Genomic DNA, 25668 nt, shown 5'->3' with positions numbered 1-25668 from the left:
ATGAATGCCGCGGCGACCGTCGTAACGGTCTTTCACCGGCCGGCGAACGACGCGGCCTTCCGGGACTGGTTGGCGCGGCTGACCGAAATCGCCCGCGCGATGCCCGGGTTCACGCATTCCTCCGTCGCGGTGACCGAGAGCCCGATGCTCGAACCGGGATTCAGCGTCACATTCCGATCCGAGTCATTGCTGCACGAATTCCTGGACTCGGCCGAACGGGCAGCCACCGTCGCCGATGGTGAAGCGCGCGGCTTCCATTGCAAGAGCGCCGATCTGATCATCGTCGAGGGAGAGTCGCCGCCGCCGGGCGTCTGCGTGTTCCGGCACAGTGTCGCACGCGACAAGGAATTCGAATTCGAGGCGACCGAGGCGCAGCTCGTCGCGGCGAGTTCGAGATTTCCGGGATTCGAGGGCGCCGCCCTTTTCCCGGCGGACGGCGGCCGCTGGTTCTCGGTGCTCCGATTCCGGACACAACGGCAGTTGACGGAATGGCTGCGCTCGGACGAACGCGCCGCCGCGCTACCGGAATTGCGTTCGAAGCTGACCGAGGACTTCACCGTGGACGCGCACACCACGCCGTTCGGATCTACCGTCCGCACGGTCGACGGCGAGACCAGGATGACACCGACTTGGAAGACCGCCATGCTGGTGTTGCTGGTGTTGTATCCGACGGTGATGGTGCTGTCCCGATTTCTCGGTCCGGCGCTCGACCGGCTCGGCGCGCAGCCGTGGCTGGCGTTGTGGCTCAGCCAGATCGTGAGCGTGGGCGTGATGAGCTATTTCCTCTCACCCGCGGTCGCGCGCCGGTTCCGCCGGTGGCTGGACCCGGTCGACGGCGCGAACCCGCGGATCAGCATCGTCGGAGCGGCGGTGGTCGTCGTCCTCTACGCGCTGACACTGCTGCTGTTCGCGTCGGTGCGCTGGCTGCAGTACTGGGACTACGACTGAAGACTCAGGACAGGTCGAGGTGCCGGTTCATCGACATCGCCGCCTCGGCGAGGTCGGCGAGCTCGACCACCGTGACCCCCGCCTGCCGCAGTTTCTCCACGCCCACGCAGTTCGCCACGAATGTCGACGGCTCGCGCCACGCGATCACCACGACCGGAATACCGGCCCGCAGTATCCGGTCCGTGCACGGCAGCCGATCCTTCGACCCCCGCTCCGAGCAGGGTTCCAGCGTGCTGTAGATCGTGGCACGCGCCAGCCGGGGATCGGCCGGGTCCACCTTGCGGAGCGCGGCCTCCTCGGCGTGCTCCTTGGGATCGGACTCACGCGAATAGCCGGTGGCGATCTCCGCACCATCGGCGACGATCACCGCACCCACCGAGAACGCGCCCTCCGCCACCGGGCACAAGCGCGCGAGTTCGATGGCCCGGTTCATCCAGTAATGGTGGTCGGGCTCGGTCACCGGAATCAATCTCCTTCGACTCGTCCTGCGGAAGATGAAAAAAGCCCCTCACCTGCACGAACAGATGAGGGGCTTTGGCGGTGGCGGAGGGATTTGAACCCTCGGAGGGGGGTTACCCCTCACACGCTTTCGAGGCGTGCTCCTTAGGCCGCTCGGACACGCCACCGCCGACAACCATACCGGACCGGTGCCGGATCACTAAATCGCCTGTAGACCTGGGGTGTGGGTGGCTCAGCGCTGGGTGCGGAAGAACTCGTCGAGCAACGCCGCGCATTCGTCCGCGAGCACTCCGCCGCGTACCTGCGGCCTGTGGTTGAGACGGCGGTCACGCACCACGTCCCACAGCGACCCGACGGCGCCGGTCTTCGGCTCCCACGCGCCGAAGACCAGACGCCCTACCCGCGCGAGCACCAGGGCGCCAGCGCACATGGTGCACGGCTCCAGCGTCACGGCGAGCGTGGCGCCCTCCAGCCGCCACCCGTCACCGTGGACCGCGGCGGCACGACGCAGCGCCAAGATCTCCGCGTGCGCGGTCGGATCGCCCAGCGCCTCCCGCGCGTTCGCGGCTCGCGCGAGTTCCATTCCGGCGGAGTCGAACACGACAGCGCCGACGGGTACGTCACGCTCCCCGGCGGCCGCCGCGGCGGCGATGGCCGCCCGCACCATATCGGCGTCGACGGAGAACGGGTCGTCCGGGAGAACGCGCACGTCAGCGCGGCAGTTTATCCAGCACCGCGGCGAATTCACCGGCGAAGCCGAGACGCTGGGCGATCATGCCGAGCTGCTCATCCGGATAGAGATCGGTCTCGGCGAGGATGACGCTCAGCACCGGTTCGGGCAGGCCCAGATCGGCGAGCACACCGAGGTCGCCCTCCTCCCACGGCTCCACGTCGTCCAGTTCATCCGGATCGATATCGGGGATTTCCACGTTCAGGGCCTCTAGGACGTCCGCGGCGATGTCGTAATCGATCGCGGCCGTGGCGTCCGAGACGAGCATCCGGGTTCCGCTCGGCGCGGGCCGGAGCACGATGAAGAACTCGTCGTCGATGTCGAGCAATCCGAACACCGCTCCGGAGCTGCGCAAAGCCTTCAGTTCGTTTTCCGCGGCGGACAAATCGGTGAGCGCGTCCCGGCTCAGCGGACTGCACCGCCATTTGCCTTCTTCGCGGACAACCGCCACTGCGAACCCTTCCACGTCGTCGTAATCGTCCGACGCCGCCCTGTTCGTGCCCGAGCGCTGTGCTGCCATGGCCGCAACGGTAGTCTGCTCGAGCGGAAATGTTGAAGTCGTATGCCAATCTGTTCGGGTGACTTCGGCGAAGAAAGCACCCGTGTGCGTCCTCGGGACCGGTTTGATCGGTGGTTCGCTGTTGCGTGCGGCCGTCGGCGCGGGCTACGACGGCTGGGGATACAACCGCTCCGCGGTGGGTGCGCAGGCCGCCCGTGCCGACGGATTCGACGTCACCGAAGACCTACCTGCCGCGCTGCGGCGCGCCGCGGAGACCGACGCGCTGATCGTCGTCGCGGTGCCGATGCCCGCGGTGGACCACATGCTCTCGGCGATCGCCGACTACGCGCCGGAATGCGCGCTCACCGATGTGGTGAGCGTGAAAGGGCCGGTCGCGGCGGCCGTACGCGAACACGGACTCGCCGAGCGGTACGTCGGCGGCCATCCGATGGCCGGTACGTCCGAATCCGGCTGGGCCGCCACCGATCCCACGTTGTTCCGCGACGCGGTGTGGGCGGTCGGCGTCGACAAGGGCACGCGGGTCGACCCGTGGAGCCGCGTCGTGCGCCTGGCGCTGGATTGCGGCTCGGTGGTGGTACCGGTCGTGGCCGCGGAACACGATCGCGCTGTGGCCCGCATCTCCCACCTTCCGCATGTGCTCGCCGAGGCACTGGCCCTGGCGGGCGCCACCGGAGGTGAACTCGCGCTGGGACTCGCGGCCGGGTCGTTCCGGGACGGCACTCGCGTCGCGGGCACGGCGCCCGACCTGGTTCGCGCGATCTGCGAACCGAATTCCGCGGCGCTACTGGAAGTTCTGGACGAGACACTCACCGTGCTCGGCGCGGCGCGCGACAGCCTGCGCGACAAGCAATCCCTCGCGGACCTGGTCGAAGCCGGGCACGACGCGCGACAGCGCTATGAATCCGCGCGCCGCTGGGAGATCACGGACATTCGTCCCGGCGACCGCGATTGGCTGGAAGACCTGCGGGCGGCAGGCGAGCGCGGTGGGGTCATCACCCGGCTGAACTGACCGCGCGAGAACCGTCCCCTCCCCGACATTCCAGAGTCGTCCGGCCGCTGCCGATCGCGGGTGAACACTTCGCGACGTTTTCTCCGGCGGAGGTCCATCCGCGTCCAGCTGCGCGAGTCTGGGCAGCTCCGACGACACTGCCTCCCGTCCAGTAGTCGCGGCGCCGAGAGACCGGCCGCGGGTGTCGACCCGGCGCGGCCTTCGGTGGCAGGCGCGTTCCGGGAGCGCCGGTGGCGATCACCGGAACCTCGGGGCTCGACGACCCGGGTCCTCGGCACGAAAGCCTCGACTCGCGCAGCCAGGTCGTGGGCCGTCACGCGGTGCCGCGTCAGATCCGTTCGGCCAGCCCCGGGTAGTCCAGCAGGAAGCCGTCGGCGTCCACCGTGACCGTCGCGCTGGAGACCGGCGACAGCACGCTGATGCCGTCGGCGGCGCTGCTGTAGACCAGCGTGGCCTCTTGGACGAGCAGGTCGGGCAGACGGACGTAGACCACAGGGACCTGGACGTCCTCGACCGCGTGCTGCAGGTCGTAGCGGCGGATCGGCAGGGTGTTGAAGAACGGGCTGAGCACCACGTCAACGTCGAGTGCTCCGGCGAAGGTGGAGCGCACGTGGTTGCCGCCCGCGTCGACGAGCCAGTAGTTCTCCTCGTCGCGGGCGATGGAGGCGTGCCGCTCCCCGGCGGCCGTCGTGGTGCGCAGCGACAGCCGCTTCGTCACGCCGTTCTCGTCGGTGACCAGGTCGTACGACGCGCTGAACGCGGGATGGTCGGCGCCGGCCCCGCCGATCATCCGCCCGGTGGCGCGAATGCGGTTGCCATTGAGCTGTACCCGCACCGACTCCATCCGGGTCGCGTCGTGGGCGCGCCAGGTGAGGATCGCCGGCCACCGGGATTCCTGCGTGTTCGCGGCGGGGCTCTCGGGGTCGGAGGCTGGGGTCGTCACGTATCTACCGTAAGCGACGTCCGGCCCCCGCCCGTAGAACCGCCGCTCATCACACGAGCGACTCCCGCCACGCCGCGTGCAGGTCGGCGAACCGGCCGGTCCCCGCGATCAGGGCATCCGGCGCGCCGTCCTCGACGATCCGGCCGGACTCGAGCACCAGCACCCGGTCCGCGATCGCCACCGTGGACAGCCGGTGCGCGATGATCACGGCCGTGCGGCCGCGCAGCACGGTCTCCAGCGCCCGCTGCACCAGCCGTTCGCTGGGGATGTCCAGGCTCGACGTGGCCTCGTCCAGCACGATCACGGCGGGATCGGCCAGGAACACCCGCGCGAACGCGACCAGCTGCCGCTGCCCCGCCGAGAGCCTGCCGCCGCGTTTGCGCACGTCGGTGCCGAAGCCCTCGGGCAACGCCTGCACGAAGTCGTACAGGCCGACCGCGCGGGCCGCCGCGAACACCTCCGCGTCGGTGGCCTCCGGCCTGCCCAACCGGATGTTGTCGGCCACCGAACCGGAGAACAGGTAGGACTCCTGGGTGACCATCACCACGTTGCGGCGCAAATCGGCGTCGGACAGCAGGCGCAGGTCGACGCCGTCCAGGGTGACCACGCCGCCGGACGGGTCGTAGAACCGCGTCAGCAGCTTCGCCAGCGTCGACTTGCCCGCACCGGTCGCACCGACCAGGGCGATGATCTGCCCGGCCGGGATGTCCAAGGTGAACTCCGGCAGCACCGGTCGCGTCCGGCGATCCGACCGCACCGGCGAATCCGCGGACGGTACCGGCAGGGCGTCGGCAGGCGCGTTCGACTCCGCCGCGACGGCGCTGCTCGGCGAGCGCCCGCCGACACTCCTGGGCGCACCGGGCGGGACGTGCGAACCGGCCAACGGCTTGCCGGTCGCGGCCAGGCCTCGCACATCCGACGGGCTGTCCGGTTCGTCACCGGTCGGGGCGCCGCCCGGGCGGACCGCCGAATCACCCACCGCGCCGGCACGACGGCCGCCGTCGTCCAGCCGGACGGCATCCGACTTCGCGGATGCGCCGCTGTCGGCTGTCGAACCGGCCGCGTAGCCGAACCACACCTTCTCCATCCGTACCGCGCCGGACGCCTTCGCCAGGGCGATCGGCCGCGCCGGCTCCGGCACGGACGGCTCCTCCTCGAGCACTCCCGAGATCTTCTCCAACGCGGCCGCCGCGGACTGGTAGGCGTTGAACACCTGCGCCAGCTCGTCCAGCGGCCCGTAGAACTCGTTGAGGTACAGCAGGTAGGCCGCGAGCACGCCGACCGCGAGATCGCCCTCGATCACGCGCCAGGCGCCGACCACGATGATGGTCACCGTGGTGAGGTTGCCGAGCAGTTTGGTCAAACCCGCGTAGTCGCCCATGCCGCGCATGGCCGCGGTGGTCGCCTGGCGGTATTCGGAGTCCTCCACCGCGAGCACCGACTCGTTGCGCTGCTCCCGGCGGAACGCCTGCACCGCCCGCATGCCGCCCATCGACTCGACGAACTGCACGACCACCTTGGCGATCGCGGCGCGCGTGCGCCGGTAGCCCGCTCGCTGCCTGCGCTGCGCCCAGCGGGTGACCAGCGCCAGGGGAACGAATCCGATCAGCACGATCGCGGCGAGCGCCTGGTCCAGGTAGATCAGCAGCGCCGCGATGGTCAGCACCGACAGGATCGCGCTCAGCGCCTGGTTGAGCGCACTTTCCAGCAGTTCCTGCAGCGTCTCGATGTCGCCGGTGAGCCGCGCCACCACCTTGCCGGAGGTGTACTTCTCGTGGAAGGCGACGCTGAGCCGCTGCACATGTGTGAACGCGCGCACGCGCAGGTCGAACAACACGCTCTGGCTGAGCCTGCCGGTCACCCGCAGGAAGGAGTACGTACAGATCGAGCCGAGCATGATCGAGCCGACGTAGCCGCCCACGGCCCTGGCCAGCGGCGCCCAGTCGCCCGCGACACCGCGCGCGATGCCGGTGTCCAGCGCGTGCGCGACGAACAGTGGCGCGGACACCTTCGCGATGTTGTCCAGCACGATGAGCACCAGCGCGAGGCCGGTGAGCTTGCGGTAGGGCCTGACCAGGTCGAGCAGCAGCCGCCGGGAGCGTCCGGCCAGCACCAGGTTCCCGGTCTCGGTGACCTCCTTGTCCTCGCCCGCGATGCCGCGCCAGTCGGCCGCGCCTTCCGCACGGGTCGGATCACTCTCCGGCGCTTCGTCTTCCGAGACAGTGGTCGTAGTACTCACAGCTACTCACCTCCCATCAGTTCGCGGTAGCTCTTACTGGTGCGCAGCAATTGATCGTGGGTGCCCTCCGCGACGACCCGGCCGTCGGCGAGCACCGCCACCCGGTCGGCCAACGCGGCCGTGGACGGACGGTGCGCGACGAGCAGCGTGGTCGCGTCGGCCAGCACGGTGCGCAGGCGTTCCTGCACTCGCTCCTCGGTCTCCACGTCGAGCGCGGACAGCGGGTCGTCGAGCACCATGATCCGGCTGCGCCTGCCTCCGCCCGCGCCGGTGAGCACCGCGCGAGCCAGCGCGAGGCGCTGCCGCTGGCCACCGGACAGGCTCAAGCCCTGTTCACCGATCCTGGTGTCCAAGCCCCAGGGCAGGTCGTCGACGAACGCGGTGGCCTGCGCGACCTCCAGGGCGCGGCGCACATCGGCGTCCGTGGCGGACGGGTCGCCGAGCGCGACGTTCTCCCGCACACTCGCCGAGAACAACACCGGTTCCTCGAAGGCGACCGACACCAGCGATCGCAGGTCGGCGACCCGCATCGCCGCGATGTCGATGCCGTCGATGGTGATCGCACCGCCCGTCACGTCGTACAAGCGCGGGATCAAGTTGAGCAGCGCCGTCTTGCCGCTTCCCGTCGCGCCGACCAGCGCCACCGTCTCGCCGGGGCGCACCCGCAACGACACCTCGCGCAGCACCTCGTTCTCCGCGTCGGGAAAAGCGAAACGCACAGCCTCCAATCGCAATTCACCACGGATGCGGTCCGGCAAGCGCACCGGATCGGCCGGATCGGTGATGTCGACCGGGGTGTCGATGATCTCCCAGTATCGGTCGGCAGCGGTGCGCGCGTCGTTCAGTTCCGCGAGCAGGAAGCCGGTCCAGATGATCGGCCACTGCAGGAAGGTCGCCAGCGTGATGGCCGCGATCAAGGTGCCGAGCGTCATCGTGCCGTGCGCCACCGCGTACCCGCCGTAGCCGAGCGCGAACGCGATGGCCAGTTGCGGAATGCTCAGCATGCTCGACCACAACGTCGCGTCCAGGCGCGCTTTCAGCAGCTCGGTCTGCCGCAATTCCTGCGCCTGGGCGGTGAAGCGGCGGCCGAAGAACACGCCTCGCCCGAACGCCTTGAGCACCCGAACGCCCTGCGCGGACTCCTCGGCCGTGGTGGCCAGGTCCCCGGACTGGTCCTGCGAATGCCGCGAGGCCACCGCGTACCTGCGCTCGAAACGAATGCAGATGAACACCAGCGGAATGGCGATCACCGCGAAGATCAGCCCGATCTGCGGGCTCAGCCCGATCAGCACGAGCAGGCCTACCGGAATGATCACGCAGTGGATGAGCAGGAACGGTCCCGCGAACGAGACGAACCGGCGCATGGTGGCCAGGTCCTCGATCGCGCGGGACAGCAGCTGACCCGACTCCCACGCGTCGTGCCTGCCGATCGACAACGCTTGCAGCTTCCGGAAGATCTTGGCGCGCAGCGTGATCTCGATTCGCGTCGCGGGGGCGGCGATCAGCCAGCGGCGTCCCCACACGCCACCGGCCTCGACCAGGCCGAGCGCCAGGACCACGGCCACCGGCCCGAGCGCGCCCGCGAGATCGCGGTGGGCGACCGGGCCGTCGATGATCCGCGCGATCATCAGCGGGATGACGACGGCCGTCAGGCCGGACAGCAGCGCCAGTCCGCTGGCGGCGAGCAGAATGCGGACGTGCGGACGCAGGTACGGCCAGAATCGGCGCAGGGAATGCAAGCGGCCCGTGGCGGCGGGCCGCTCCGTTCTGTCGGCCTCCGATTCGGCCGACGAAACGTCCAGCGTGACAGACAAGACTCCCCCTGTAGGTATGTGACTGGCGGCGGAGAACGAGACCCACGGTGATGTTCGCAGCAGGGTCCGACATCTCAGGGTCGCACCGGAACGCTCGTCGACCAACCGATTTTCCGGCCGCCGCCGGACATCCACGGCTCGTCGCGGCGACGGATTCGGCACTCATTCGCCCAGTTCACAACCTCTAGCGAACTCGAGGTCAAGTCGCGCGGATCCAGGCCCCGGCTGCTCATCGCCGGATACCCGCGGGTCACCGATCGCGACCGCTACCTCGAGACCTAGCTCTAGCCGACGCCCGCGGTCTCCGACTCCCACTCTTGCGGCGCGTCCGGGAAAGCCTGCTGCTGGTGGCCGCCGCGCAGCGTGCCCTCCAGATAGGCTGCCCGGCAGGCGCGGCGGGCGATCTTGCCGCTGGAGGTGCGCGGGATCGACCCCGCGGGCACCAGCAGCACGTCACGGACCATGACGCCGTGGCGGCGCGCGATCGCGGCACGCACCGTGTCGGCGACCGGCTCCGGCTCGAGCTTGCCCGCGCGGGCATTGCGCTCCGCGACGATCACCAGCTGCTCGGAGGTGTCCTCGGCGTCGAACCTCAGACCGGACTGGCTGCCCTGCTCGAAGACCAGCGCGGGCAGTTCGTTGGCGGGTACCGAGAACGCCGCGACGAAGCCGGGGCGCAACGCCGTGCTCGATTCCTGTGCCGAGAACTCCAGATCTTGCGGATAGTGGTTGCGGCCGTCCACGATGACCAGGTCCTTGACCCGTCCGGTGATGTACAGCTCGCCGTCGAGGTACGCGCCGAAGTCGCCGGTGCGCATCCAATTGGCGTCCTGCGGCGTGCCCTCCGCGTGACTGCCCTCGGGCAACCGAGCGGTCAGCTCGGCACGGAAGGTGGCGGCGGTCTCCTCGGGACGGCCCCAATACCCGGTGCCCATGTTCTCGCCGTGCAACCAGATCTCGCCGACCTCGCCGTCACGCCTTTCTGTGCCGTGCTCCGGGTCCACGATCACCGCCCACTGCGACCGCGCGACATATCCGCAGGACACCTGTGCGATCGCGTTGACCGCGTCCGCCGCGACCTCGACCATCCGCCCGGCGTTCAGCTCGGCCCGATCGACATAGACCACCTTCGCCTTGTCCTCGGCCCTGGTGGCGGAGACGAACACCGTCGCCTCGGCCATGCCGTAGCACGGTTTGATCGCCGTCTCCGGCAACCCGTACGGCGCGAACGCCTCGTTGAACTTCTTCATCGACGACACCGACACCGGCTCGCTGCCGTTGATCAGCCCGATCACATTCGAGAGGTCCAATTTCTCGCCGGGCTTGGGTCTGCCGCGCGCCGCGGCGTGCTCGAACGCGAAGTTGGGTGCGGCGGCGAAGGTTCCGGCGCCGTCCGACGCGGCGGCCAGTTCCTTGATCCAGCGATAAGGACGGCGCACGAACGCGCTCGGCGACATGATGGTGATGAACCCGCCGCCGACGGTCGGCAGGATCACGGCCAGCAGACCCATGTCGTGGAACAACGGCAGCCAGGTGACCCCGCGCGAATTCTCGGTGACGCCGATGGCGTCGATCATCTGCAGCAGATTCGTGCCCACCGCGCGGTGGGTGATCTCCACGCCCGCGGGCGTCCTGGTGGAACCCGAGGTGTACTGCAGGTAGGCGACGCTGTCGATGTTGATGTCCGGGCGCACCCACGAAGCGCCGACACTGTCCGGGATGGCCTCCACCGCGATGATCCGCGGACGCTCCTGCGGCGGCAGGTGCCGGAAGAATTTCCGCACACCGCTCGCCGCCGAGCCCACCGTGAGGATCGCGGCGGGCTTGCAGTCGCCGAGCACCGCGTGCAGCCGGTCGGTGTGGCCCTGCTCCTCCGGATCGAACAGCGGAACCGCGATATTTCCCGAGTACACCGCGGCGAAGAGCGAAACGACGTAGTCGAGTCCTTGCGGAGCGAGGATCGCCACCCGGTCGCCCGGGCGCGTGACCTGTTGCAGCCGGGCGGCCACCGCGCGCAGGCGCACACCGAACTGCCGCCAGGTGAGTTCCAGGTATTCGCCGTCCCGCTCCCGGGAGTAGTCGATGAAGCGGTAGGCGAGGTCGTCGCCGTTCTCCACGCTGTGCTTGTCGACGAAGTCGATCAGGGTCTTGTCCCCACGAATCTCGATATTGCCCTGATCGTCCAGATAGTCGTCGAAAGTTTCGTCGATCATCGCCTTATCCTTTTCCAGCGCACAGACACTCGGGCCGTGCAATGACACCGAACACAGGTCGATAACGAAGCGTCGGGAAGGCTAGCAGGTGTCCCGGCCACCTGGCCCTCAGTACCGGCCGAAGGCGAGCGCGACATTGTGCCCGCCGAAACCGAACGAATTGTTCAAGGCGTAATCGATACGGCCCGGCCTGCTTCCGCCGTGCACCACATCCAGATCGATCTCGGGATCTTGATTGTCCAAATTCAATGTGGGCGGAATGATTTCGTCCCGAACGGTGAGCACCGTGAGCACCGATTCGAGCGCGCCGACCGCGCCGATGGAATGCCCGAGAGCCGATTTCGGCGCGTAGACCGACGCATGGGTGCCAACGGCCTCGCCGATCGCACGCGCCTCCGCCGTGTCGCCGATGGGAGTGGCGGTCGCGTGCGCGTTGACGTGCGTGACATCGGACTTGGCCAGGCCCGCCGTCCGCATCGCCCGCGACATCGCGCGCGCGGCGCCGGTGCCCTCGGGATCCGGCGCGACCAGATGGAAGCCGTCGGAGGTGACGCCCGCGCCCATCAGCCGGGCGTGAATGGTCGCGCCGCGCGCTTTGGCGTGCTCCTCGGTCTCCAGCACCATCAGCGCGCCCGCCTCACCGAAGACGAAGCCGTCGCGGTCGGCGTCGAAGGGACGGGAGGCGCTCTTCGGCGCGTCGTTCCGGGTGCTCATGGCACGCATCATGGTGAACGCCGCGATCGCGAGCGCCTGGATGGAACCCTCCACGCCGCCGGTGACCATCACGTCGGCGTCGCCCATGACGATCATCCGCCATGCGTTGGCGATCGCCTCCGCACCGGAGGAACAGGCCGAGACCGGCGTGGTCACCCCGGCCCGCGCACCGATCTCCAGCGCGACGCAGGCCGCCGCGCCGTTCGGCATCACGGCCTGGACCGTGTACGGCGACACCTTGCGGTAACCGCCGTTGTGCAGCTTGTCCCGAGCGTGGATGATCGCCTCCGCGCCGCCGAGCCCGGTGCCGATGGACACCCCGAGACGGCGCGTGTCCACCTCGGGGCTGCCCGCGTTGCGCCAGACCTCACGCCCGAGCACGAGGGCCAACTGCTCCACGTAAGCGAGCCTGCGGGCCTCGGCGGCGTCCAGATACGCGGCGGGCGGCACCTTCAGATGCCCGCCGATGCGGACCGGCAGCTCGAATTCGTCGATGAACTCGTCTTCCAGGACGTCGATACCGCTGTCGCCGTTGAGCAAGCCTTTCCACGTGGAATCCACGTCACCCGCGATGGACGTGGTCGCCGCCAGGCTGGTGACCACGACCGAGGGAAACTGTCCGTTTCTAGTGGAAGGCATCTGCATGTTTCGCTCACTTTCCCTAGCGTCGCTCTGGAACTTCGTCGAGCAAAAGCAATGCGCGAGCGCGCCACCAGGATCGTGGGCGGCCCGCGCGGATGGCACTGGAGCGCAGGCGGATCGGCCGGTCATCACGTCCGGGTGCGACCACCCTTGTGCATTATTGGAAAAGCGCACCGATCGCACGGCGTGACACGCGGACCGTACCAGGTGCCGGGGACGATGGTCGCGTTGTTCGGGGAACGCCTCGGACGACTCGAGTAACCTGCTCCCCGGGCACAGGACGCGCGGGCGGCGTCCGGTGTGGACGCGAGAAAGGGAAGGTCGTTGACGGGCGCGCGGATGGTCGGGCTGTTCGCCGGGATCGGCGGACTCGAGCTCGGCCTCGGCAGGCACGGCTGGCACACCGAGTTGCTGTGCGAGATCGAGCCCGGAGCCCAAGGCGTGCTCGCCGCCCGTTTCCCGGACGTGCCGCTGCATTCCGACATCACCAGACTCCGCGCCATCCCGGCGGGAACGGAACTGGTCGCGGCGGGATTCCCGTGCCAGGACCTCTCCCAGGCGGGGCGCACCGCCGGTATCACCGGCACGCGCTCGGGTCTGGTCGACGAGGTGTTCCGCCTGGTTCGCCGGAAGCGGGGCCCACGCTGGCTGCTGATCGAGAACGTGCCGTTCATGCTGCAACTCGGCCGCGGCGCGGCCATGCGGCACATCACGGGCGCGCTCGACGAGCTCGGCTACACCTGGGCCTACCGGGTGGTGGACGCCCGCGCGTTCGGCCTGCCCCAGCGCAGGCAGCGGGTGCTGATGCTGGCGTCCCGCACCGAGGACCCGCGCGGGGTGCTGTTCGGCGAGGACGCCGGTCCCCGCGCGATCGGCGATCCCGAGATCGATCCGTGCGGCTTCTACTGGACCGAGGGGGTGCGCGGACTGGGCTGGGCGGTGAACGCGGTTCCGACCCTGAAGGGCGGCTCCGCGCTCGGCATCGCCAGCCCGCCCGCGGTGCGGCTGCCGTCCGGGGAGATCGTCACGCCCGGCATCGCCGACGCCGAACGTCTGCAAGGTTTCGACGCGGGCTGGACGGCGCCCGCGACCGACGTGCCCGGCATCAGGAAGGGCCACCGCTGGAAACTGGTCGGCAACGCGGTGAGCGTGCGAATGGCGGCCTGGGTGGGGTCCCGGCTGGCCGCTCCGCTCGCACCGATCTCCGGCGAGCAACCGCTGTCGCCGGGCACTCCGTGGCCGGTCGCCGCATGGGGACACAACGGTGCCGCCTATCGGGTGCCGGTTTCCACGTGGCCGGTGCACGAGCCGTACGAGGACCTGGCCCACTTCCTCACCGACGCGCAGTTGCTCTCCGCCCGCGCGACGGCCGGATTCCTGCGCCGCACCACCATGGGCAGTCTGCGCTTTCCGCCCGGCTTCCTCGCCGACGTGGAAAGCCATCTCGATCGGATGGGTGGATGGGCGGCATGACCCGCAGGCCCACGACCGACGCGGTGACCAGCGCGAGGATGGCGCGTCAACGGCGCACCGGAACCGATCCGGAGCTGGCGCTGCGCCGGGAACTGCACCGGCGCGGGTTGCGCTACTTCGTCGATCGCGCGCCGATCCGGGGACAGCGCAGGCGCGCCGACCTGGTGTTCCCGCGCAGGCGCATCGCGGTCTACGTGGACGGGTGCTTCTGGCACCGCTGCCCGCAACACGCCACCGACCCGAAGAACAACGCCGAGTGGTGGGCGGCCAAACTGGCGGGCAACGTGGCCAGGGACCGGGCCACCGACGCGGCGCTCATCGCCGCGGGATGGCACGTGGTCCGCGTTTGGGAGCACGAAGATCCCGTCAGTGCGGCCGACCGCGTGCAGGCCGCGCTGTCAGCGGTGTCGCACCCGCACGAGTGAACGCGGAGCGTGGGCGGCCAGATAACCGGACGCCACCATCACCGTCATGACCGCGATTCCGGCGGCGGCAGTCGCGAAACCGAGCATGGGGACCTCCTCGAGTTGCAGCTGTCGACCAGCGTGCCGGGCGAAGCTGACAAGACCCTGTGTGCCGGATGGTAATGACGTGTGCGGCCCGCCGCTGTCCGGCGCGCTCGAGCGACCAGCAGAATGAAGGCGTGACGAGTGGCCCGAAGATCGCTGTTCGGCGCGTACGACCGGCGATGGTGCTGGTCGCCGCGGCGATCGCGATCGCTGGGATCTGCTACTCGTCCTGGGTGCTGCAGTTCGTGCTCGGCATCGACCTCGACCCGGTCGACACGTTCCTCAGCGAACTGGACGCGGAGGGCAAGCCGTACCGGGAGGTGTTCGCGACCGCCGACCTGATCGTCGGGGTGGTCCTCGCGCCCGCGGCGATCGCGGGCCTGGTGTTGTTCCCGCGCCGCAGACTGACCAACGTCGGCTGGGTCGCGCTGTTCTGCTTCGGCGCGGCGACCGTCGCCGACGTACTGCTGCCGCTGCACGACTGCGTCCCCGGTGAGAGCGGGTGCGGCGGCCCGAGTGAACTATTCCCGCAACTGCATCAGCCGCACGCGCTGACGAGCACGCTGGCGGTCACCTCGATCGCGGTCGCCGCCTTCGCCTTCAGCCTCGCCGCGTTCCGGTATCGACGCTGGCGGGTGTTGCGCGAATCCGGCCTGGTCGTGCTGGTGATCGGGTCGCTGGCGACGGTGTGGATGCTGGTGGCCGACAACCTGCCCGGGAACTACGCCCTCGGCATCGCCCAGCGGATCCAGGTGGGCGCGATGTCGCTGTGGTTGATCGCGCTGGCCGCCGCGGTGATCGTGGAGGGCCGGGAACCTGCGCATGGCCGCGCCGAGCGCCGTGGGATGCTGTCGCCCATGAGTGATCGCGTGAACATCGCCTCGGGTTCGGAGTTCGAAGACATCGTCGGCTATTCGCGGGCGGTCCGGCTCGGCGATGTCATCGCGGTCAGCGGCACGACCGCGTCGGCCCCCGGCGGCACGGCGGTCGGCGGCGACGACATCGGCGAGCAGACCAGGGAAACTCTGCGGCGCATCGCCGCGGCGCTGGAAGAGGCGGGCGCGAGCCTGGCCGACGTGGTGCGCACCCGCATCTTCGTCACCGACATCGCCCGCTGGCCCGAGGTCGCGAAGGCGCACGCCGAGGTCTTCGACGAGATCCGTCCCGCGACGGCGATGTACGAGATCAAGGCGCTGATCACCCCGGCCTTGCTGGTCGAGATCGAGGCCGACGCGATCGTCGGCGGGTAGATCGCCGAGCGGGCTTCCAGGCCGCCGTGGTCTGTCCGGCTACCTGCCGAACTGGCGAGCCGTCATGCCGCCGAAGCGGATGATCGTCGCGCGAAACGAGCGGCGATCGCACTCATCCCAGATCGCCCCAGCCCGCTGGCAGTCCTGGGCGGAATCACGGCTTGTCGCCCACGACGGCGGCACGCCCATCGCTAGGGTCGAAACCGTGACCACCGCCTCGCAGACTCCCGTGCACCTCGACACCGTCGCCGAGGCGACCGCACGCCTGCTCGACACCATCCGCGGCCTCGACGAGCACGCCGTCACCGAGCCCTCCCTCCTGCCCGGCTGGACCCGCGGCCACGTCCTCGCGCACCTCGCCCGCAACGCCGACAGCTTGGTGAACCTCCTGCTGTGGGCGCACACCGGCGTCGAAATCCCGCAATACGCCAGCCCTTTCCTGCGCGACGCCGACATCGAGGCGGGCGCACCCCGTCCACTCGCCGAACAGCTCGCCGACAACGAGGCCGCCGCGACCCGTTTTCTCGGCCTCGCACGCTCCCTCACCGACGACGCTTGGCGAGCACAGGTCCGCACCCGCCAGGGCCGCCCCATCTCCGCAACCGAAGTCCTGTGGATGCGCTTGCAAGAGGTCGAAATTCACCACGTAGACCTGAACGCGGACTACCACCCCGCCAACTGGCCCGCCTCCTTCGTAGCCCGCATCCTCCCCCAGGCCACCGCCGACCTCACCCGCCTCACCGCCGACACCCCCCTTGCCATCACCATCCAGGCCACCGACGCCGACTTCACCGCCCCCATCGGCCCCTCACCCACCGACACCATCTCCGGCCCAGCCGCCTCCCTCGCCGCCTGGCTCCTCGGCCGCACCCCCGGCACCGACCTCACCGGCCCCCTCCCCACCCTCCCCGCCTGGAAGTAACCACGAGTGGCACACCACTGCGGCATCGCCCGAGAAGCCGTCTCGCTGGTGTGCCACTCGCGAGCGTCACCTACATGGATGTAATGCGAGAAGGCCCCTCCGCTGCTACCGGAGGGGCCTTCTACCTGCGTGCGCCCGAAGGGATTCGAACCCCTAACCTTCTGATCCGTAGTCAGATGCTCTATCCGTTGAGCTACGGGCGCATGTGTTATTCAGTTGTACCCGGTTTCCCGGGTGTGGCGGAGGCGAGAGGATTTGAACCTCCGGTCCCCGTGAAGGGACAACTCATTAGCAGTGAGTCCCATTCGGCCGCTCTGGCACGCCTCCTGGAGCCTTCTCTTCGAGGGCACCGGTCCTTTCGAACCGCCGAGCAGAAAGGTTACAGGAGCTACCGACCAGATCACAAAACGGCTGGTCAGCGTAGGTTGCTGTCGAACCAATCGAAGATTCTGGTCTGCGAATCGACCGCGTCGCCGTCGTCCGCCTCGGAGGTGTCGGCTCGGTGGTGCAGGCCGGAGTAGGTGACCACCAGGCTGGCGACCGCGGCGCGGGCGGTCGCGTCGCGTAGCTCGTCCACCTGGGCGGGCGGGGTGGATGGGTCGTCGACGCCGAACAGGCCGAGCCACGGCGCCTGCAGGTTGGGCGCGGCGCGCACGAGGGCGTCGGCCTGCTCGGTGAGCGGCTCGGTGATGCCGTGCGCCGCGACGCTCACCGCGGCGCCGATCGGGCGATTGGTCGCGACCAGGAACGCGGCGGTGCCCGCGGAGTCGAACCCGAGCACGCCGATGGTGTCGGGGAACACCCCCCGCCGGGTGAGCCAGTCGAAGCAGGCGTCGAAGTCCGCGAACAGCTCGTCGCCGAAGACCCCGGCGCCGGGTTCACCGTCGCCCCGATGGAAGAGTTTGGGCGCGACCACCGTCCAGCCCTCGCCGGCCAGCGCGTTCATCAGGTCGCGTAACGCGCCGCTGAACTCGCGCGACTCGTGCAGCAGCACGATGCCGCCGCGGGCGTTTCCATCCGGCTCCACCACCGTGATGGGCACCTGCCCACCGCTGGCCGGCCGCTCGTCTTCCTGGTCGCTCGCCCGCAGCGGAGCCAAATCGTCGTAGGTGCCCGACATGAAACCAGCGTAGGGCGAGTTGCTGAACTTCGGTAGAAGTTGCACGTGAGGGCCTATATCCCAGAGAATTTCCGGTACGCCGATCGGGCTTTTCCCGGCGCCGATTAGGGTTGGAGTGTGACAGCGCAGATCCGGCCGGACCTCGAATCGATCCCGGCGTACACCCCCGGCCGCAGCAATCCCGGCGCGGTCAAGCTGGCCAGCAACGAGACGACCGTCGGTCCGCTGCCCGCCGCCGCCAAAGCCATCGCCGAAGCGGCCGAGCTGGCCAACCGGTATCCGGACAATCAGGTGACCGAGTTGCGGACGGCGCTGGCCGAGTTCCTCGGGGTCGGCTTCGAGAATGTCGCGGTCGGCTGCGGCAGCGTGGCGCTGTGCCAGGAGCTGGTGCAGATCACCTGCTCGTCACCGTCGGACGAGGTGCTGTACGCGTGGCGCTCGTTCGAGGCGTATCCGATCGTGACCAAGGTGGGCAACGCCACCGCGGTGCAGGTGCCGCTCACGGCCGGTCAGGTGCACGATCTGGACGCGCTGGCCGCCGCCGTGACCGAGCGGACCAAGTTGATCTTCGTCTGCAACCCGAACAACCCGACCGGCACCGCGGTCGGCCGAACCGAGCTGGTCCGGTTCCTCGACGCCGTGCCGTCGCACGTGCTGGTGGTGCTCGATGAGGCGTACTACGAATACGTGCGGCTCGCCGACCGCCCCGACGGCGTCGAGATCGGCCGGACCAGACCCAATGTGGTTGTGCTGCGCACCTTCTCCAAGGCGTACGGCCTGGCCGGGTTGCGGGTGGGCTACGCGGTGGGCGATCCGGCCGTGATCACGGCGCTGCTGAAGGTGCACATCCCGTTCAGCGTGAGCAGGCTCGCGCAGGCGGCGGCGATCGCGTCGCTGGAGTCACGCCACGAATTGCTGGATCGCACGGACGTTCTGGTCGTCGAACGCGAGCGGGTGCGCGACGCGTTGGTGGCGGCGGGATACCCGGTGCCGCCGAGTGAGGCGAACTTCGTCTGGCTGCCGCTGGGCGCGCGCAGCGCCGAGTTCGGCGAGGCCAGCGCGGCGGCCGGGGTGCTGGTGCGGCCGTACGGGACCGACGGGGTGCGCGTCACCATCGGCGACCCTCACGAGAACGACCTGTTCCTGAGCTTCGCCAGCGCCCCGGAGGTGCTCGCCCGGTTCCTGGGTTAGCGGACGCCTATCGCGGGCGCGATCGTGGGCCAGGAGAGGGCGAGCTCGTCCTCCCAGTACGGCCAGGAGTGCGTGCCGGTGGCCCGGAAGTGCGCGGTGACCGGGATGCCGAGCGACCGCAGCCGGTCGGTGAGCCGCCGGGTGCAGGCGTTGGTGGCGGCCTCCAGCGGGCCGCCGAACGTGATGGCGCTGGGCAGGTCGACATTCGGCGTCCCCGGCACGTCGTGCACACCTGGCAGGCCGCTGCCGACCGACAGGTAGATCGTCTTGCCCCGCAACGCGTCCGCGTGCAGGGTGACGTCGTGCGCCAGCCAGTCCGGGTCGTCCTGCTTGCCGAACATGTTGTCCGGCTCGCCCATGTAGGTGGCCACCACCGCCCGCGCCTGCGCCTGGCCGATGTCGGTGCCCATCGAGAAGCAGCCGCTGTGCGCCCCGATGGCTTTGTAGAGCGTCGGCTGCCGGAACGCGAGCATCATCGCGGCCTCCGCACCCATCGAGACGCCCATCACCGCGTTGGTGCCGTTGCCGTCGAACTTCGCGTCGATCAGCGGAGGCAACTCCTTGGTCAGGAATGTCTCCCACTTGTTGGTGCCGAGCACCGGGTCCGGCTGCTGCCAGTCGGTGTAGAAGCTGGCCGGCCCGCCGACGGTGAGCACGACGTTGACGTCCTTGTCGGCGTAGAAACGGTCGGCGTGCCCGAGTTCGGTCCAGTTGTTGCTGTCGGGGCTCGCGCTGCGGCCGTCGAGCATGTAGACGGTGGGACGCGGGCGCGACTGGTCGCGTGGCAGCAGCACCTGCACCTCGACCACCCGGCTCATCGCGGGCGAGGCGACGTAGACCCGCAGCCACCGATCGTTGATCGGTTCGATGCGCTCGATTCGCGGCGTCGAGGGCTGTTTACTGGTCGGCTCCGCCGGGCCGGGACCGTCCGACGATCCGGTGTTGACCGGCGGCGGATTGCCGGGCGCCGCCGTGACCTGGGGTGCACCGAATGACACCACACCGGAAACGAGTGCGGCACTGATCAGAGCGCTGGAAAGCCAACGCCGCACCCCGCGACACAGCATGCCGACCATCCTGCCAGAGATGTCGATGGCCGCAGGAAGGCCGTCGCCGTGTCGAAGACCACGCACCGTGCTCACCGGGCGGGCAGACCGTCCTGCCAGCGCCGCTCCACGCCGGTGAAACGCCACACCGCGACGGCGACCGCCCAGGTGAGCACGAACAGCCCGACGATGATGAACCCGAGATCACCGAGGTCGAGATTTCCGATCCAGGCGACGACGCCCGATCGGACCTCGAGCCGCTCGGCGAAGATCGAGACGATCTCCTGCCCGCCGATCAGCAGCGCCACGGCCACCGACAGTCCGGTGATCACCAAGTTGTAGTAGATCTTCCGCACCGGCTCGGCGAAGGCCCAGTCGTAGGCGAAGCTCATGAACGAACCGTCCAGCGAGTCGAACAGCGCCATGCCCGCCGAGAACAGCACGGGCAGTACCAGGATGGAATACCAGGGCAGCCCGGTCGCCGCCGCGCCGCCCGCGATCACGAGCAGCCCGACCTCGGTGACGGTGTCGAAGCCGAGGCCGAACAGCACGCCCACCGGATACATGTGCCGCGGCCTGCGGACGAGGCCGAGCACCGGTCGCAGCAGCCGGTTGAGCAGGCCCCGGCTGTCCAGCTGCCGTTCCAGCTGCGCCTCGTCGAATTCGCCGCGGCGCATCTGCCGGAACACGCGCCAGATGCCGATTAGCGACGCCAGATTGAGCAGACCGATCAGGATCAAGAACGTGCCGGAGACGCTGGTGCCCCACAAGCCCGTCCAGCGTTGCAGGGCCGAATCCTCGTCCGCCAAGGTGGACGCCAGCGCCCGCACACCGAAGGCGAGCAAGGCCACGAGCACGAACACGACCGTGGAGTGGCCCAGCGCGAACCAGAAGCCGACCGTCCGGACCTTTTGCTTCCCGCTCTCCGCCACCAATTTTCGAGTGGTGTTGTCGATGGCGGCGATGTGGTCGGCATCGAACGCGTGCCGCATGCCGAGCGTGTACGCCGTCACCCCGAGACCGATGCCGAACACCGAACCGTCGATCACATAATGGTTCGGCGCGACGAACAGCAGCAGCGTCCCCCAGCCGAGGACGTGCAGAGCCACGACGGTGATGGTCATTCCGATGACACTGCGCACGAGCGAACCCCTCGACCCCCGAAATGCAGACGCGTCAACGATACTCGACCGCACCGGCATCGGTCCGCGCCTCGGGGCGATCCAGCAAATCCAGCAAATCGCGGCACACCATCAGCACACCCGCCGTACGCTGAGCGCCGAGCCTTTTCCGGGTATCGAACTAGGACGGGCATGATCGCGCATCCACACTATCGGCGCCGAGGTCACCGCACTGCGCTGCACCGCACCGTGCGGACCGGCCGCCCGGTTCACAGTCGCGACGGCCCCCGTGTCTCCTGAGTTGGCCTCGAATAAAAGCTAATCCGTGGCATCTGCCATGCGCGGGCCACCCCGACGAAGCGGTGCCCGCTGCGCTTCCCGCGCGAATTCTCTGCTCGATTCGTCTGTTTCATCGCAGCACCTATGCCCGACCGGAGAAAACCGTGAATCCAGTGTCGCCCGTCTCCTCGATCGAGAACGAACCGGACACAAATCCTTTCCCGCCCGATCTGGAACGCCGGATGCGGGAGTGCGACGAGTTCTTCCGGCTGCCCGAGTTGGCGCACCTGAGCGCGCAGCGCCGACGCTGCGCGCTGGAGCAGCTCGAACAGACCGGCTCCTACCTCCAGACCGCCGAGGAGATCCTGATCGGAGCCAAACTCGCCTGGCGCAATCACGCCCGCTGCGTCGGCCGCAAGCACTGGCGCTCGTTGAAATTGCTCGACGCCCGGCGGGTCCGCTCGGCGCGCGACCTGGCCGAGGTCTGCTGGCAGCACCTGCACATGGCCACCAACAACGGCGCTATTCAGTCGATGATCACCGTCGGGCCGCCGCGGCAACCGGACGGGCGCGAGTTCCGCATCGTCAGCCCGCAGATCATCCGCTACGCGGGCTATCGCAACGGGGACGGGACGGTCACCGGTGACGCCGCCAACGTCGAGCTCACCGAATTCGCGATGAAGCTCGGGTGGCGCGGCGCCGGAACGCCTTTCGACATCCTTCCGCTGCTGATCAGTACGCCGGACGAGCCGGTTCGCTGGTTCGACATCCCGCCCGAACTCGCACGCGAGGTGGAACTCGAGCATCCCGAGTTCGAGTGGTTCGCCGGACTGGGCCTGCGCTGGCACGCGCTGCCCGCGGTGTCCGACATGAATCTCGAGATCGGCGGCATGACCTATCCGTTCGCACCGTTCAACGGCTGGTATCTGGGCGCGGAGATCGGTGCGCGCAATCTCAGCGACACCAACCGCTACAACATGCTCCCGCTCATCGCGGAGATGATGTGCCTGGACACCCGGGCAGAGCGCAACCTCTGGCGCGATCAGGCTCTGGTCGAACTCAACCGCGCGGTGCTGCACAGCTTCCGCAAGGCGGGCGTGTACATCGTCGACCATCACACCGTCGCCAAACAGTTCTGCGATCACGTCGAGCGCGAGGAAGCCGCGGGCCGCGCCTGCCCCACCGACTGGTCCTGGATCAACCCGCCGATCTCCTCCGGCCTGACCCCGACCTTCCACCGCTACTACGACCCACCCGACATGGACATCCGGCCGAATTTCGTCCGCAGAGACTTCCGCGCCGACACGGGACTATAACCAGCGGCGGTTCCAACGGGACAGTGCCGAGCCATCAACTGAAGGTCCAACCGTCAACGGCAACCTCCGGCCATCAGCGGGTGCCCGGACCAGCAACGCGACCCAGCCAGCAGCGGAAGACCCGGCTCAACCCACAGCGGGTCCGGGGGCGAAGCCCGCCGGACGGGGTGTGGGGGTTGCACCCCCCACAAAAAATTGCGAAACGAGCCCGGCTCATGCTCTCCATGAGCATGAGCCAGCGACGAGTGGAGCGGAGACGGAGGGATTTGAACCCCCGGTCGCTCTCGCGACGCTCGCTTTCAAGGCGAGTGCATTCGGCCGCTCTGCCACGTCTCCAGGGACCTGATCGTAGCGGACGGCTCAGCCGGAGTGCTTGCCGATTTCCTCGTCGACGCGGCCGAAGACGTCGGCGATCACCTCGAGCTGGGCCGGAGCCAGCAGGTCGATGAAATGGCGGCGGACGGCTTCGACGTGGCCGGGCGCGGCGGCTTGCAGGCGGCGCAGGCCCTCGTCGGTGAGTTCGGCGAGCACGCCGCGGCCGTCCTCCAGGCAGGTGTTGCGGCGGACCATCTTCTGTGCCTCCAGCCGCCGGATCTGGTGGGTCAGCTTGCTGCGCGAGGACAGCACGCCGTCGGCCAGCTCGCTCATCCGCAACGAGCGGTCGGGCGCCTCGGAGAGCAGGACCAGGATCCGGTATTCGGCGACGGTCAGGTCGCTGTCACGTTGCAGCTGACGATTCAGTGCTGTCATCAGGCGCTGGTGGCCGTCCATGTACGCGCGCCAGGCGCGCTGCTGGGCCGGGGTGAGCCAGCGGGGCTCGGCCACGACGCGACCGCTCGGTTCGGGATGCACGGTGGTCATTCTATGCGCGACGAACTGCCGAAATGGGCAACTCTCGCAGGTCAGCGCACCGTGGACAGCAGTGCGCGGTTCACCGCGGCCGGGCTGGCGCATCCGGCGAGGCCGAGGGTGGAGTCGAAATCGGCGAGCAACGTGCGCAGCGCGTGCCGTACCCCCGCGGCGCCCGCGAGCCCGAGGCCGTAGGCCCACGGCCGCCCGTACAGCACCGCCTTCGCACCCAGGGCCAGCGCCACGAGCACGTCGGAACCGGTGCGCAGGCCGGAGTCGAACAGGACGTCGGCGCGGTCGCCGATGGTGGCCACCACCGCGGGCAGCGCGTCCAGCGCCGCGATCGAGCCGTCCACTTGGCGGCCGCCGTGATTGCTCACCACCACCGCATCGGCGCCGGCATCCACTGCCTGACGTGCGTCGTCCGGGTGCAGGATGCCTTTCACCGCGATCGGGAGATCCGTCCATTCGCGCAGCAGCGCGAGGTCCGCGAGCCGCAGCGTGTGGTTGCCGAACAGGCCGACCCAGGTGAGGATGGCCGTCCGCATCGCCTCCTCGCTCTCCTCCGGCGCGGCGGGCAGCTTGGCCCGGAACACCGGGTCGGACAAATAGTTGGCGATGCCCTTTGCGTGCAGGAACGGCAGGTGCGCCTGTTCCAGGTCGCGCGGCCGCCAGCCGAGGGTCGGAGTGTCCACGGTGACCACGATCGCCGAAGCTCCGGCCTGCTCGGCGCGCCGGACGAAAGAGCAGGCCAGTTCGTCATCCGCGGGCCAATACAGCTGATACCACCACGCACCGGCCGCCGCGCCGACGTCCTCGATGGTCGAGGAAGCGGCCGTGGACAGCACCGTGCCGAGGCCGAGTTCCTTGGTCACCTCCGCCACGATCACCTCGCCGCCCTCGTGCAGGAGTTCCAGGACGCCGACCGGCGCGGTGAGCACGGGCGCGGCCAGTTTCGTGCCGAGCACCTCGACGGACAGATCCCGGGCGCCGGGGCCGGTGGAGCCGCGCAGCATCCGCGGCAGGATGCGGTAGCGGTCGAAGGCGGATCGGTTGGCGGCGGCGGTGCGCTCCGCGGACGCGCTGCCCGCCACGTAGGCGAAGGCGGCCGGATCCAGCCGCTCCCGCGCCAGCGACTCCAGACCCGCTGCGGTCATGGGCAATTCGGGTCTCACGCCGCCCAGACCGCCGAGGTAGATCTCGTTCTGGAAATCGATGAAGCCGCCACTCATCACCGGAACGGTAGTCCGTGACGCCGGTCACCGCAGGCCGCTTGCCGGATCGGTCCGGAAAGGTCGGCTCCGGGGGCCAGCGCGCGGCCGTCCGTCCGCGCGGAGCACTATGGCATGGTGCGCGCTATAGATCTGAACGGTTTCGGCGGTCCCGATGTCATGGTCTTGGCCGAAGTGCCGGAGCCGAAGCCGGGACACGGAGAAGTGCTGATCGAGGTGGCCGCCGCGGGTGTCAACCGGGCCGATCTGTTGCAGCGTCAGGGCTTCTACCCGCCCCCGCCGGGAGCCAGCCCGCTACTCGGCCTGGAATGCTCCGGCGTGATCGCCGGAATCGGCGACGGAGTGCGCGACTGGGCGGTCGGCGATCGGGTGTGCGCGCTGCTGTCCGGCGGCGGCTACGCCGAGCGGGTCGTGGTGGCCGCCACCCAGTTGCTTCCGGTTCCGGACGGCCTGGACCTGGGCGCGGCGGCCGGGCTGCCCGAGGTGGCGGCGACCGTGTGGTCGAACCTGGTGATGACCGCGGGTCTGCGGGCCAACCAGCTGGTGCTGATCCACGGCGGCGGCAGCGGGATCGGTACGCACGCCATCCAGGTCGCCAAGGCCCTCGGCGCGCGCGTCGCGGTGACCGCCGGATCGGCCGAGAAGCTGGCGCGCTGTGCGGAACTCGGGGCGGACGTGCTGATCAACTACAAAGAGGACGACTTCGTCGCGGCCGTGCGTGCCGAGCGGTCGGGCGCAGGCGGCTCCGGCGCGGACGTCATCCTCGACAACATGGGCGCGGTCTACCTGGGACGCAACGTCGACGCGCTGGCCGAGCACGGCCGCCTCGTGGTGATCGGCATGCAGGGCGGAGTGACCGCCGAACTGAACCTGGGCGCCCTGTTGCGCAAGTGGGGCACCGTCCACGCCACCAACGTGCGCGCGAGGCCCGCGACCGGAGCGGGCGGCAAGGCCGAGATCGTGGCGGAGGTGCGCGGGCAGCTATGGCCGTTGATCGCCGACGGCACGGTGGCGCCCGTCATCGCGGCCGAACTGCCGATCGAGGAGGCCGCCGAAGCGCACCGGCTGCTGGACTCCGGCGAGGTGGTCGGCAAGGTCGTGCTGCGGGTGGCGGAACTCTGAGCGGCGC

General features: G+C 69.2%; 22 protein-coding genes, 4 tRNA genes and 1 pseudogene. 10 read left to right on the top strand and 17 right to left on the bottom strand.

Going from position 1 to position 25668, the window contains the following annotated elements:
• Positions 1 to 948: an antibiotic biosynthesis monooxygenase gene (locus ACFV2O_RS03800; RefSeq protein WP_379249947.1), complete on the top strand. Its 948-nt coding sequence runs from the start codon at positions 1 to 3 to the stop codon at positions 946 to 948.
• 4 nt (positions 949 to 952) lie between these two features.
• Here ACFV2O_RS03800 and ACFV2O_RS03795 read toward each other — a convergent pair whose 3' ends face one another.
• The 4 genes from ACFV2O_RS03795 to ACFV2O_RS03780 all read right to left on the bottom strand — a co-directional run bounded on the left by ACFV2O_RS03795 (position 953) and on the right by ACFV2O_RS03780 (position 2657).
• Entirely contained in the window at positions 953 to 1408 is a 456-nt protein-coding gene (locus tag ACFV2O_RS03795; RefSeq protein WP_379249945.1) for a deaminase, read from the bottom strand.
• 75 nt (positions 1409 to 1483) lie between these two features.
• Positions 1484 to 1574: transfer RNA gene (locus tag ACFV2O_RS03790), tRNA-Ser, on the bottom strand.
• A gap of 65 nt (positions 1575 to 1639) precedes the next feature.
• Positions 1640 to 2074, bottom strand: a complete 435-nt coding sequence (locus tag ACFV2O_RS03785; RefSeq protein ID WP_379250145.1) for a nucleoside deaminase — start codon at positions 2072 to 2074, stop codon at positions 1640 to 1642.
• A 43-nt stretch (positions 2075 to 2117) separates the two neighbouring features.
• A complete protein-coding gene (locus tag ACFV2O_RS03780; protein ID WP_195079751.1) occupies positions 2118 to 2657 on the bottom strand; it encodes a tRNA adenosine deaminase-associated protein in 540 nt (179 codons plus the stop codon).
• Between ACFV2O_RS03780 and ACFV2O_RS03775 the strand changes: the two genes are divergently transcribed.
• The gene (locus ACFV2O_RS03775) at positions 2656 to 3666 is read left to right on the top strand and encodes a prephenate dehydrogenase (protein WP_379249943.1); all 1011 of its coding nucleotides are present in this window, start codon (positions 2656 to 2658) and stop codon (positions 3664 to 3666) included. The two genes, ACFV2O_RS03780 and ACFV2O_RS03775, sit on opposite strands and share 2 nt — an antisense overlap.
• A gap of 328 nt (positions 3667 to 3994) precedes the next feature.
• Here the strand turns inward: ACFV2O_RS03775 and ACFV2O_RS03770 are convergent, their stop codons facing one another.
• The 5 genes from ACFV2O_RS03770 to ACFV2O_RS03750 form a co-directional block, all read right to left on the bottom strand.
• Positions 3995 to 4609, bottom strand: coding sequence for a putative glycolipid-binding domain-containing protein (locus ACFV2O_RS03770; RefSeq protein ID WP_379249941.1), 615 nt, complete (start codon positions 4607 to 4609; stop codon positions 3995 to 3997).
• 49 nt (positions 4610 to 4658) lie between these two features.
• Positions 4659 to 6848, bottom strand: coding sequence for an ABC transporter transmembrane domain-containing protein (locus ACFV2O_RS03765; RefSeq protein WP_379249939.1), 2190 nt, complete (start codon positions 6846 to 6848; stop codon positions 4659 to 4661).
• Positions 6849 to 6850: 2 nt separating this feature from the next.
• The gene (locus ACFV2O_RS03760) at positions 6851 to 8662 is read right to left on the bottom strand and encodes an ABC transporter ATP-binding protein (RefSeq protein WP_379249937.1); all 1812 of its coding nucleotides are present in this window, start codon (positions 8660 to 8662) and stop codon (positions 6851 to 6853) included.
• A 284-nt stretch (positions 8663 to 8946) separates the two neighbouring features.
• Complete coding sequence (gene fadD32, locus ACFV2O_RS03755) at positions 8947 to 10875, bottom strand: long-chain-fatty-acid--AMP ligase FadD32 (RefSeq protein ID WP_379249935.1); 1929 nt, start codon at positions 10873 to 10875, stop codon at positions 8947 to 8949.
• A 108-nt stretch (positions 10876 to 10983) separates the two neighbouring features.
• On the bottom strand, positions 10984 to 12234 hold the full coding sequence (locus ACFV2O_RS03750) for a KasA/KasB family beta-ketoacyl-ACP synthase (protein ID WP_379249933.1): 1251 nt from the start codon (positions 12232 to 12234) through the stop codon (positions 10984 to 10986).
• 336 nt (positions 12235 to 12570) lie between these two features.
• Between ACFV2O_RS03750 and ACFV2O_RS03745 the strand changes: the two genes are divergently transcribed.
• The 5 genes and pseudogenes from ACFV2O_RS03745 to ACFV2O_RS03725 all read left to right on the top strand — a co-directional run bounded on the left by ACFV2O_RS03745 (position 12571) and on the right by ACFV2O_RS03725 (position 16385).
• A complete protein-coding gene (locus ACFV2O_RS03745; protein ID WP_356963509.1) occupies positions 12571 to 13704 on the top strand; it encodes a DNA (cytosine-5-)-methyltransferase in 1134 nt (377 codons plus the stop codon).
• A complete protein-coding gene (locus ACFV2O_RS03740) occupies positions 13701 to 14129 on the top strand; it encodes a very short patch repair endonuclease (protein ID WP_355073042.1) in 429 nt (142 codons plus the stop codon). Before ACFV2O_RS03745 ends, ACFV2O_RS03740 begins: the two co-directional genes overlap by 4 nt.
• A gap of 155 nt (positions 14130 to 14284) precedes the next feature.
• Positions 14285 to 14944, top strand: a pseudogene (locus ACFV2O_RS03735) (DUF998 domain-containing protein); the annotation flags it as partial.
• Between the two features lie 126 nt (positions 14945 to 15070).
• Entirely contained in the window at positions 15071 to 15463 is a 393-nt protein-coding gene (locus tag ACFV2O_RS03730) for a RidA family protein (RefSeq protein ID WP_379250143.1), read from the top strand.
• A 205-nt stretch (positions 15464 to 15668) separates the two neighbouring features.
• Complete coding sequence (locus tag ACFV2O_RS03725) at positions 15669 to 16385, top strand: maleylpyruvate isomerase family mycothiol-dependent enzyme (protein ID WP_379249931.1); 717 nt, start codon at positions 15669 to 15671, stop codon at positions 16383 to 16385.
• A gap of 130 nt (positions 16386 to 16515) precedes the next feature.
• Here the strand turns inward: ACFV2O_RS03725 and ACFV2O_RS03720 are convergent.
• The 3 genes from ACFV2O_RS03720 to ACFV2O_RS03710 all read right to left on the bottom strand — a co-directional run bounded on the left by ACFV2O_RS03720 (position 16516) and on the right by ACFV2O_RS03710 (position 17505).
• Positions 16516 to 16588, bottom strand: a tRNA-Arg gene (locus ACFV2O_RS03720).
• Between the two features lie 34 nt (positions 16589 to 16622).
• A tRNA-Ser gene (locus tag ACFV2O_RS03715) sits at positions 16623 to 16712 on the bottom strand.
• Positions 16713 to 16800: 88 nt separating this feature from the next.
• Positions 16801 to 17505 carry a dienelactone hydrolase family protein gene (locus ACFV2O_RS03710; protein WP_379249929.1) on the bottom strand — a complete coding sequence of 235 codons (705 nt, stop codon included), beginning with the start codon at positions 17503 to 17505 and terminating at the stop codon, positions 16801 to 16803.
• Positions 17506 to 17622: 117 nt separating this feature from the next.
• On the opposite strand from ACFV2O_RS03710, the gene hisC reads away from it, so the two are divergent.
• The gene (hisC, locus tag ACFV2O_RS03705) at positions 17623 to 18696 is read left to right on the top strand and encodes a histidinol-phosphate transaminase (RefSeq protein ID WP_355073049.1); all 1074 of its coding nucleotides are present in this window, start codon (positions 17623 to 17625) and stop codon (positions 18694 to 18696) included.
• On the opposite strand, the gene ACFV2O_RS03700 is transcribed toward hisC, so the two are convergent.
• The gene (locus ACFV2O_RS03700; RefSeq protein WP_379249927.1) at positions 18693 to 19763 is read right to left on the bottom strand and encodes an alpha/beta hydrolase; all 1071 of its coding nucleotides are present in this window, start codon (positions 19761 to 19763) and stop codon (positions 18693 to 18695) included. The genes hisC and ACFV2O_RS03700 overlap by 4 nt on opposite strands.
• A gap of 71 nt (positions 19764 to 19834) precedes the next feature.
• Positions 19835 to 20866 carry a HoxN/HupN/NixA family nickel/cobalt transporter gene (locus tag ACFV2O_RS03695; RefSeq protein ID WP_379249925.1) on the bottom strand — a complete coding sequence of 344 codons (1032 nt, stop codon included), beginning with the start codon at positions 20864 to 20866 and terminating at the stop codon, positions 19835 to 19837.
• A 518-nt stretch (positions 20867 to 21384) separates the two neighbouring features.
• On the opposite strand from ACFV2O_RS03695, the gene ACFV2O_RS03690 reads away from it, so the two are divergent.
• A complete protein-coding gene (locus ACFV2O_RS03690) occupies positions 21385 to 22458 on the top strand; it encodes a nitric oxide synthase oxygenase (protein ID WP_379250141.1) in 1074 nt (357 codons plus the stop codon).
• Positions 22459 to 22709: 251 nt separating this feature from the next.
• Here ACFV2O_RS03690 and ACFV2O_RS03685 read toward each other — a convergent pair.
• From ACFV2O_RS03685 to ACFV2O_RS03675, 3 genes are all read right to left on the bottom strand, one after another.
• Positions 22710 to 22794, bottom strand: a tRNA-Ser gene (locus tag ACFV2O_RS03685).
• 24 nt (positions 22795 to 22818) lie between these two features.
• On the bottom strand, positions 22819 to 23319 hold the full coding sequence (locus tag ACFV2O_RS03680; protein WP_379249923.1) for a MarR family winged helix-turn-helix transcriptional regulator: 501 nt from the start codon (positions 23317 to 23319) through the stop codon (positions 22819 to 22821).
• Between the two features lie 41 nt (positions 23320 to 23360).
• Positions 23361 to 24539 (bottom strand): alpha-hydroxy-acid oxidizing protein, encoded by a 1179-nt coding sequence (locus ACFV2O_RS03675; protein WP_379249921.1) that lies wholly within the window; start codon positions 24537 to 24539, stop codon positions 23361 to 23363.
• A gap of 117 nt (positions 24540 to 24656) precedes the next feature.
• Here ACFV2O_RS03675 and ACFV2O_RS03670 point away from each other — a divergent pair, with 117 nt between their 5' ends.
• On the top strand, positions 24657 to 25661 hold the full coding sequence (locus ACFV2O_RS03670) for an NAD(P)H-quinone oxidoreductase (RefSeq protein ID WP_379250139.1): 1005 nt from the start codon (positions 24657 to 24659) through the stop codon (positions 25659 to 25661).
• Positions 25662 to 25668 lie beyond the last annotated feature (7 nt).

This window comes from Nocardia sp. NPDC059691 (assembly GCF_042733915.1).
GTDB classification, from domain to species: domain Bacteria; phylum Actinomycetota; class Actinomycetes; order Mycobacteriales; family Mycobacteriaceae; genus Nocardia; species Nocardia sichangensis.
The sequence above is the reverse complement of the archived record's forward strand: the minus strand, read 5'-3'. Positions and strand labels throughout refer to the sequence as shown.

What these genes read in the sequence shown, in the direction of transcription:
- ACFV2O_RS03800 (WP_379249947.1), top strand. Translation starts at nt 1, where the DNA reads ATGAATGCCGCGGCGACCGTCGTAACGGTCTTTCACCGGCCGGCGAAC.
- ACFV2O_RS03785 (WP_379250145.1), bottom strand. Translation starts at nt 2,074, where the DNA reads ATGGTGCGGGCGGCCATCGCCGCCGCGGCGGCCGCCGGGGAGCGTGAC.
- ACFV2O_RS03775 (WP_379249943.1), top strand. Translation starts at nt 2,656, where the DNA reads ATGGCCGCAACGGTAGTCTGCTCGAGCGGAAATGTTGAAGTCGTATGC.
- ACFV2O_RS03780 (WP_195079751.1), bottom strand. Translation starts at nt 2,657, where the DNA reads ATGGCAGCACAGCGCTCGGGCACGAACAGGGCGGCGTCGGACGATTAC.
- fadD32 (WP_379249935.1), bottom strand. Translation starts at nt 10,875, where the DNA reads ATGATCGACGAAACTTTCGACGACTATCTGGACGATCAGGGCAATATC.
- ACFV2O_RS03750 (WP_379249933.1), bottom strand. Translation starts at nt 12,234, where the DNA reads ATGCAGATGCCTTCCACTAGAAACGGACAGTTTCCCTCGGTCGTGGTC.
- ACFV2O_RS03745 (WP_356963509.1), top strand. Translation starts at nt 12,571, where the DNA reads ATGGTCGGGCTGTTCGCCGGGATCGGCGGACTCGAGCTCGGCCTCGGC.
- ACFV2O_RS03740 (WP_355073042.1), top strand. Translation starts at nt 13,701, where the DNA reads ATGACCCGCAGGCCCACGACCGACGCGGTGACCAGCGCGAGGATGGCG.
- ACFV2O_RS03730 (WP_379250143.1), top strand. Translation starts at nt 15,071, where the DNA reads ATGAGTGATCGCGTGAACATCGCCTCGGGTTCGGAGTTCGAAGACATC.
- ACFV2O_RS03710 (WP_379249929.1), bottom strand. Translation starts at nt 17,505, where the DNA reads ATGTCGGGCACCTACGACGATTTGGCTCCGCTGCGGGCGAGCGACCAG.
- ACFV2O_RS03700 (WP_379249927.1), bottom strand. Translation starts at nt 19,763, where the DNA reads ATGCTGTGTCGCGGGGTGCGGCGTTGGCTTTCCAGCGCTCTGATCAGT.
- ACFV2O_RS03695 (WP_379249925.1), bottom strand. Translation starts at nt 20,866, where the DNA reads ATGACCATCACCGTCGTGGCTCTGCACGTCCTCGGCTGGGGGACGCTG.
- ACFV2O_RS03690 (WP_379250141.1), top strand. Translation starts at nt 21,385, where the DNA reads ATGCGGGAGTGCGACGAGTTCTTCCGGCTGCCCGAGTTGGCGCACCTG.
- ACFV2O_RS03680 (WP_379249923.1), bottom strand. Translation starts at nt 23,319, where the DNA reads ATGACCACCGTGCATCCCGAACCGAGCGGTCGCGTCGTGGCCGAGCCC.
- ACFV2O_RS03675 (WP_379249921.1), bottom strand. Translation starts at nt 24,539, where the DNA reads ATGAGTGGCGGCTTCATCGATTTCCAGAACGAGATCTACCTCGGCGGT.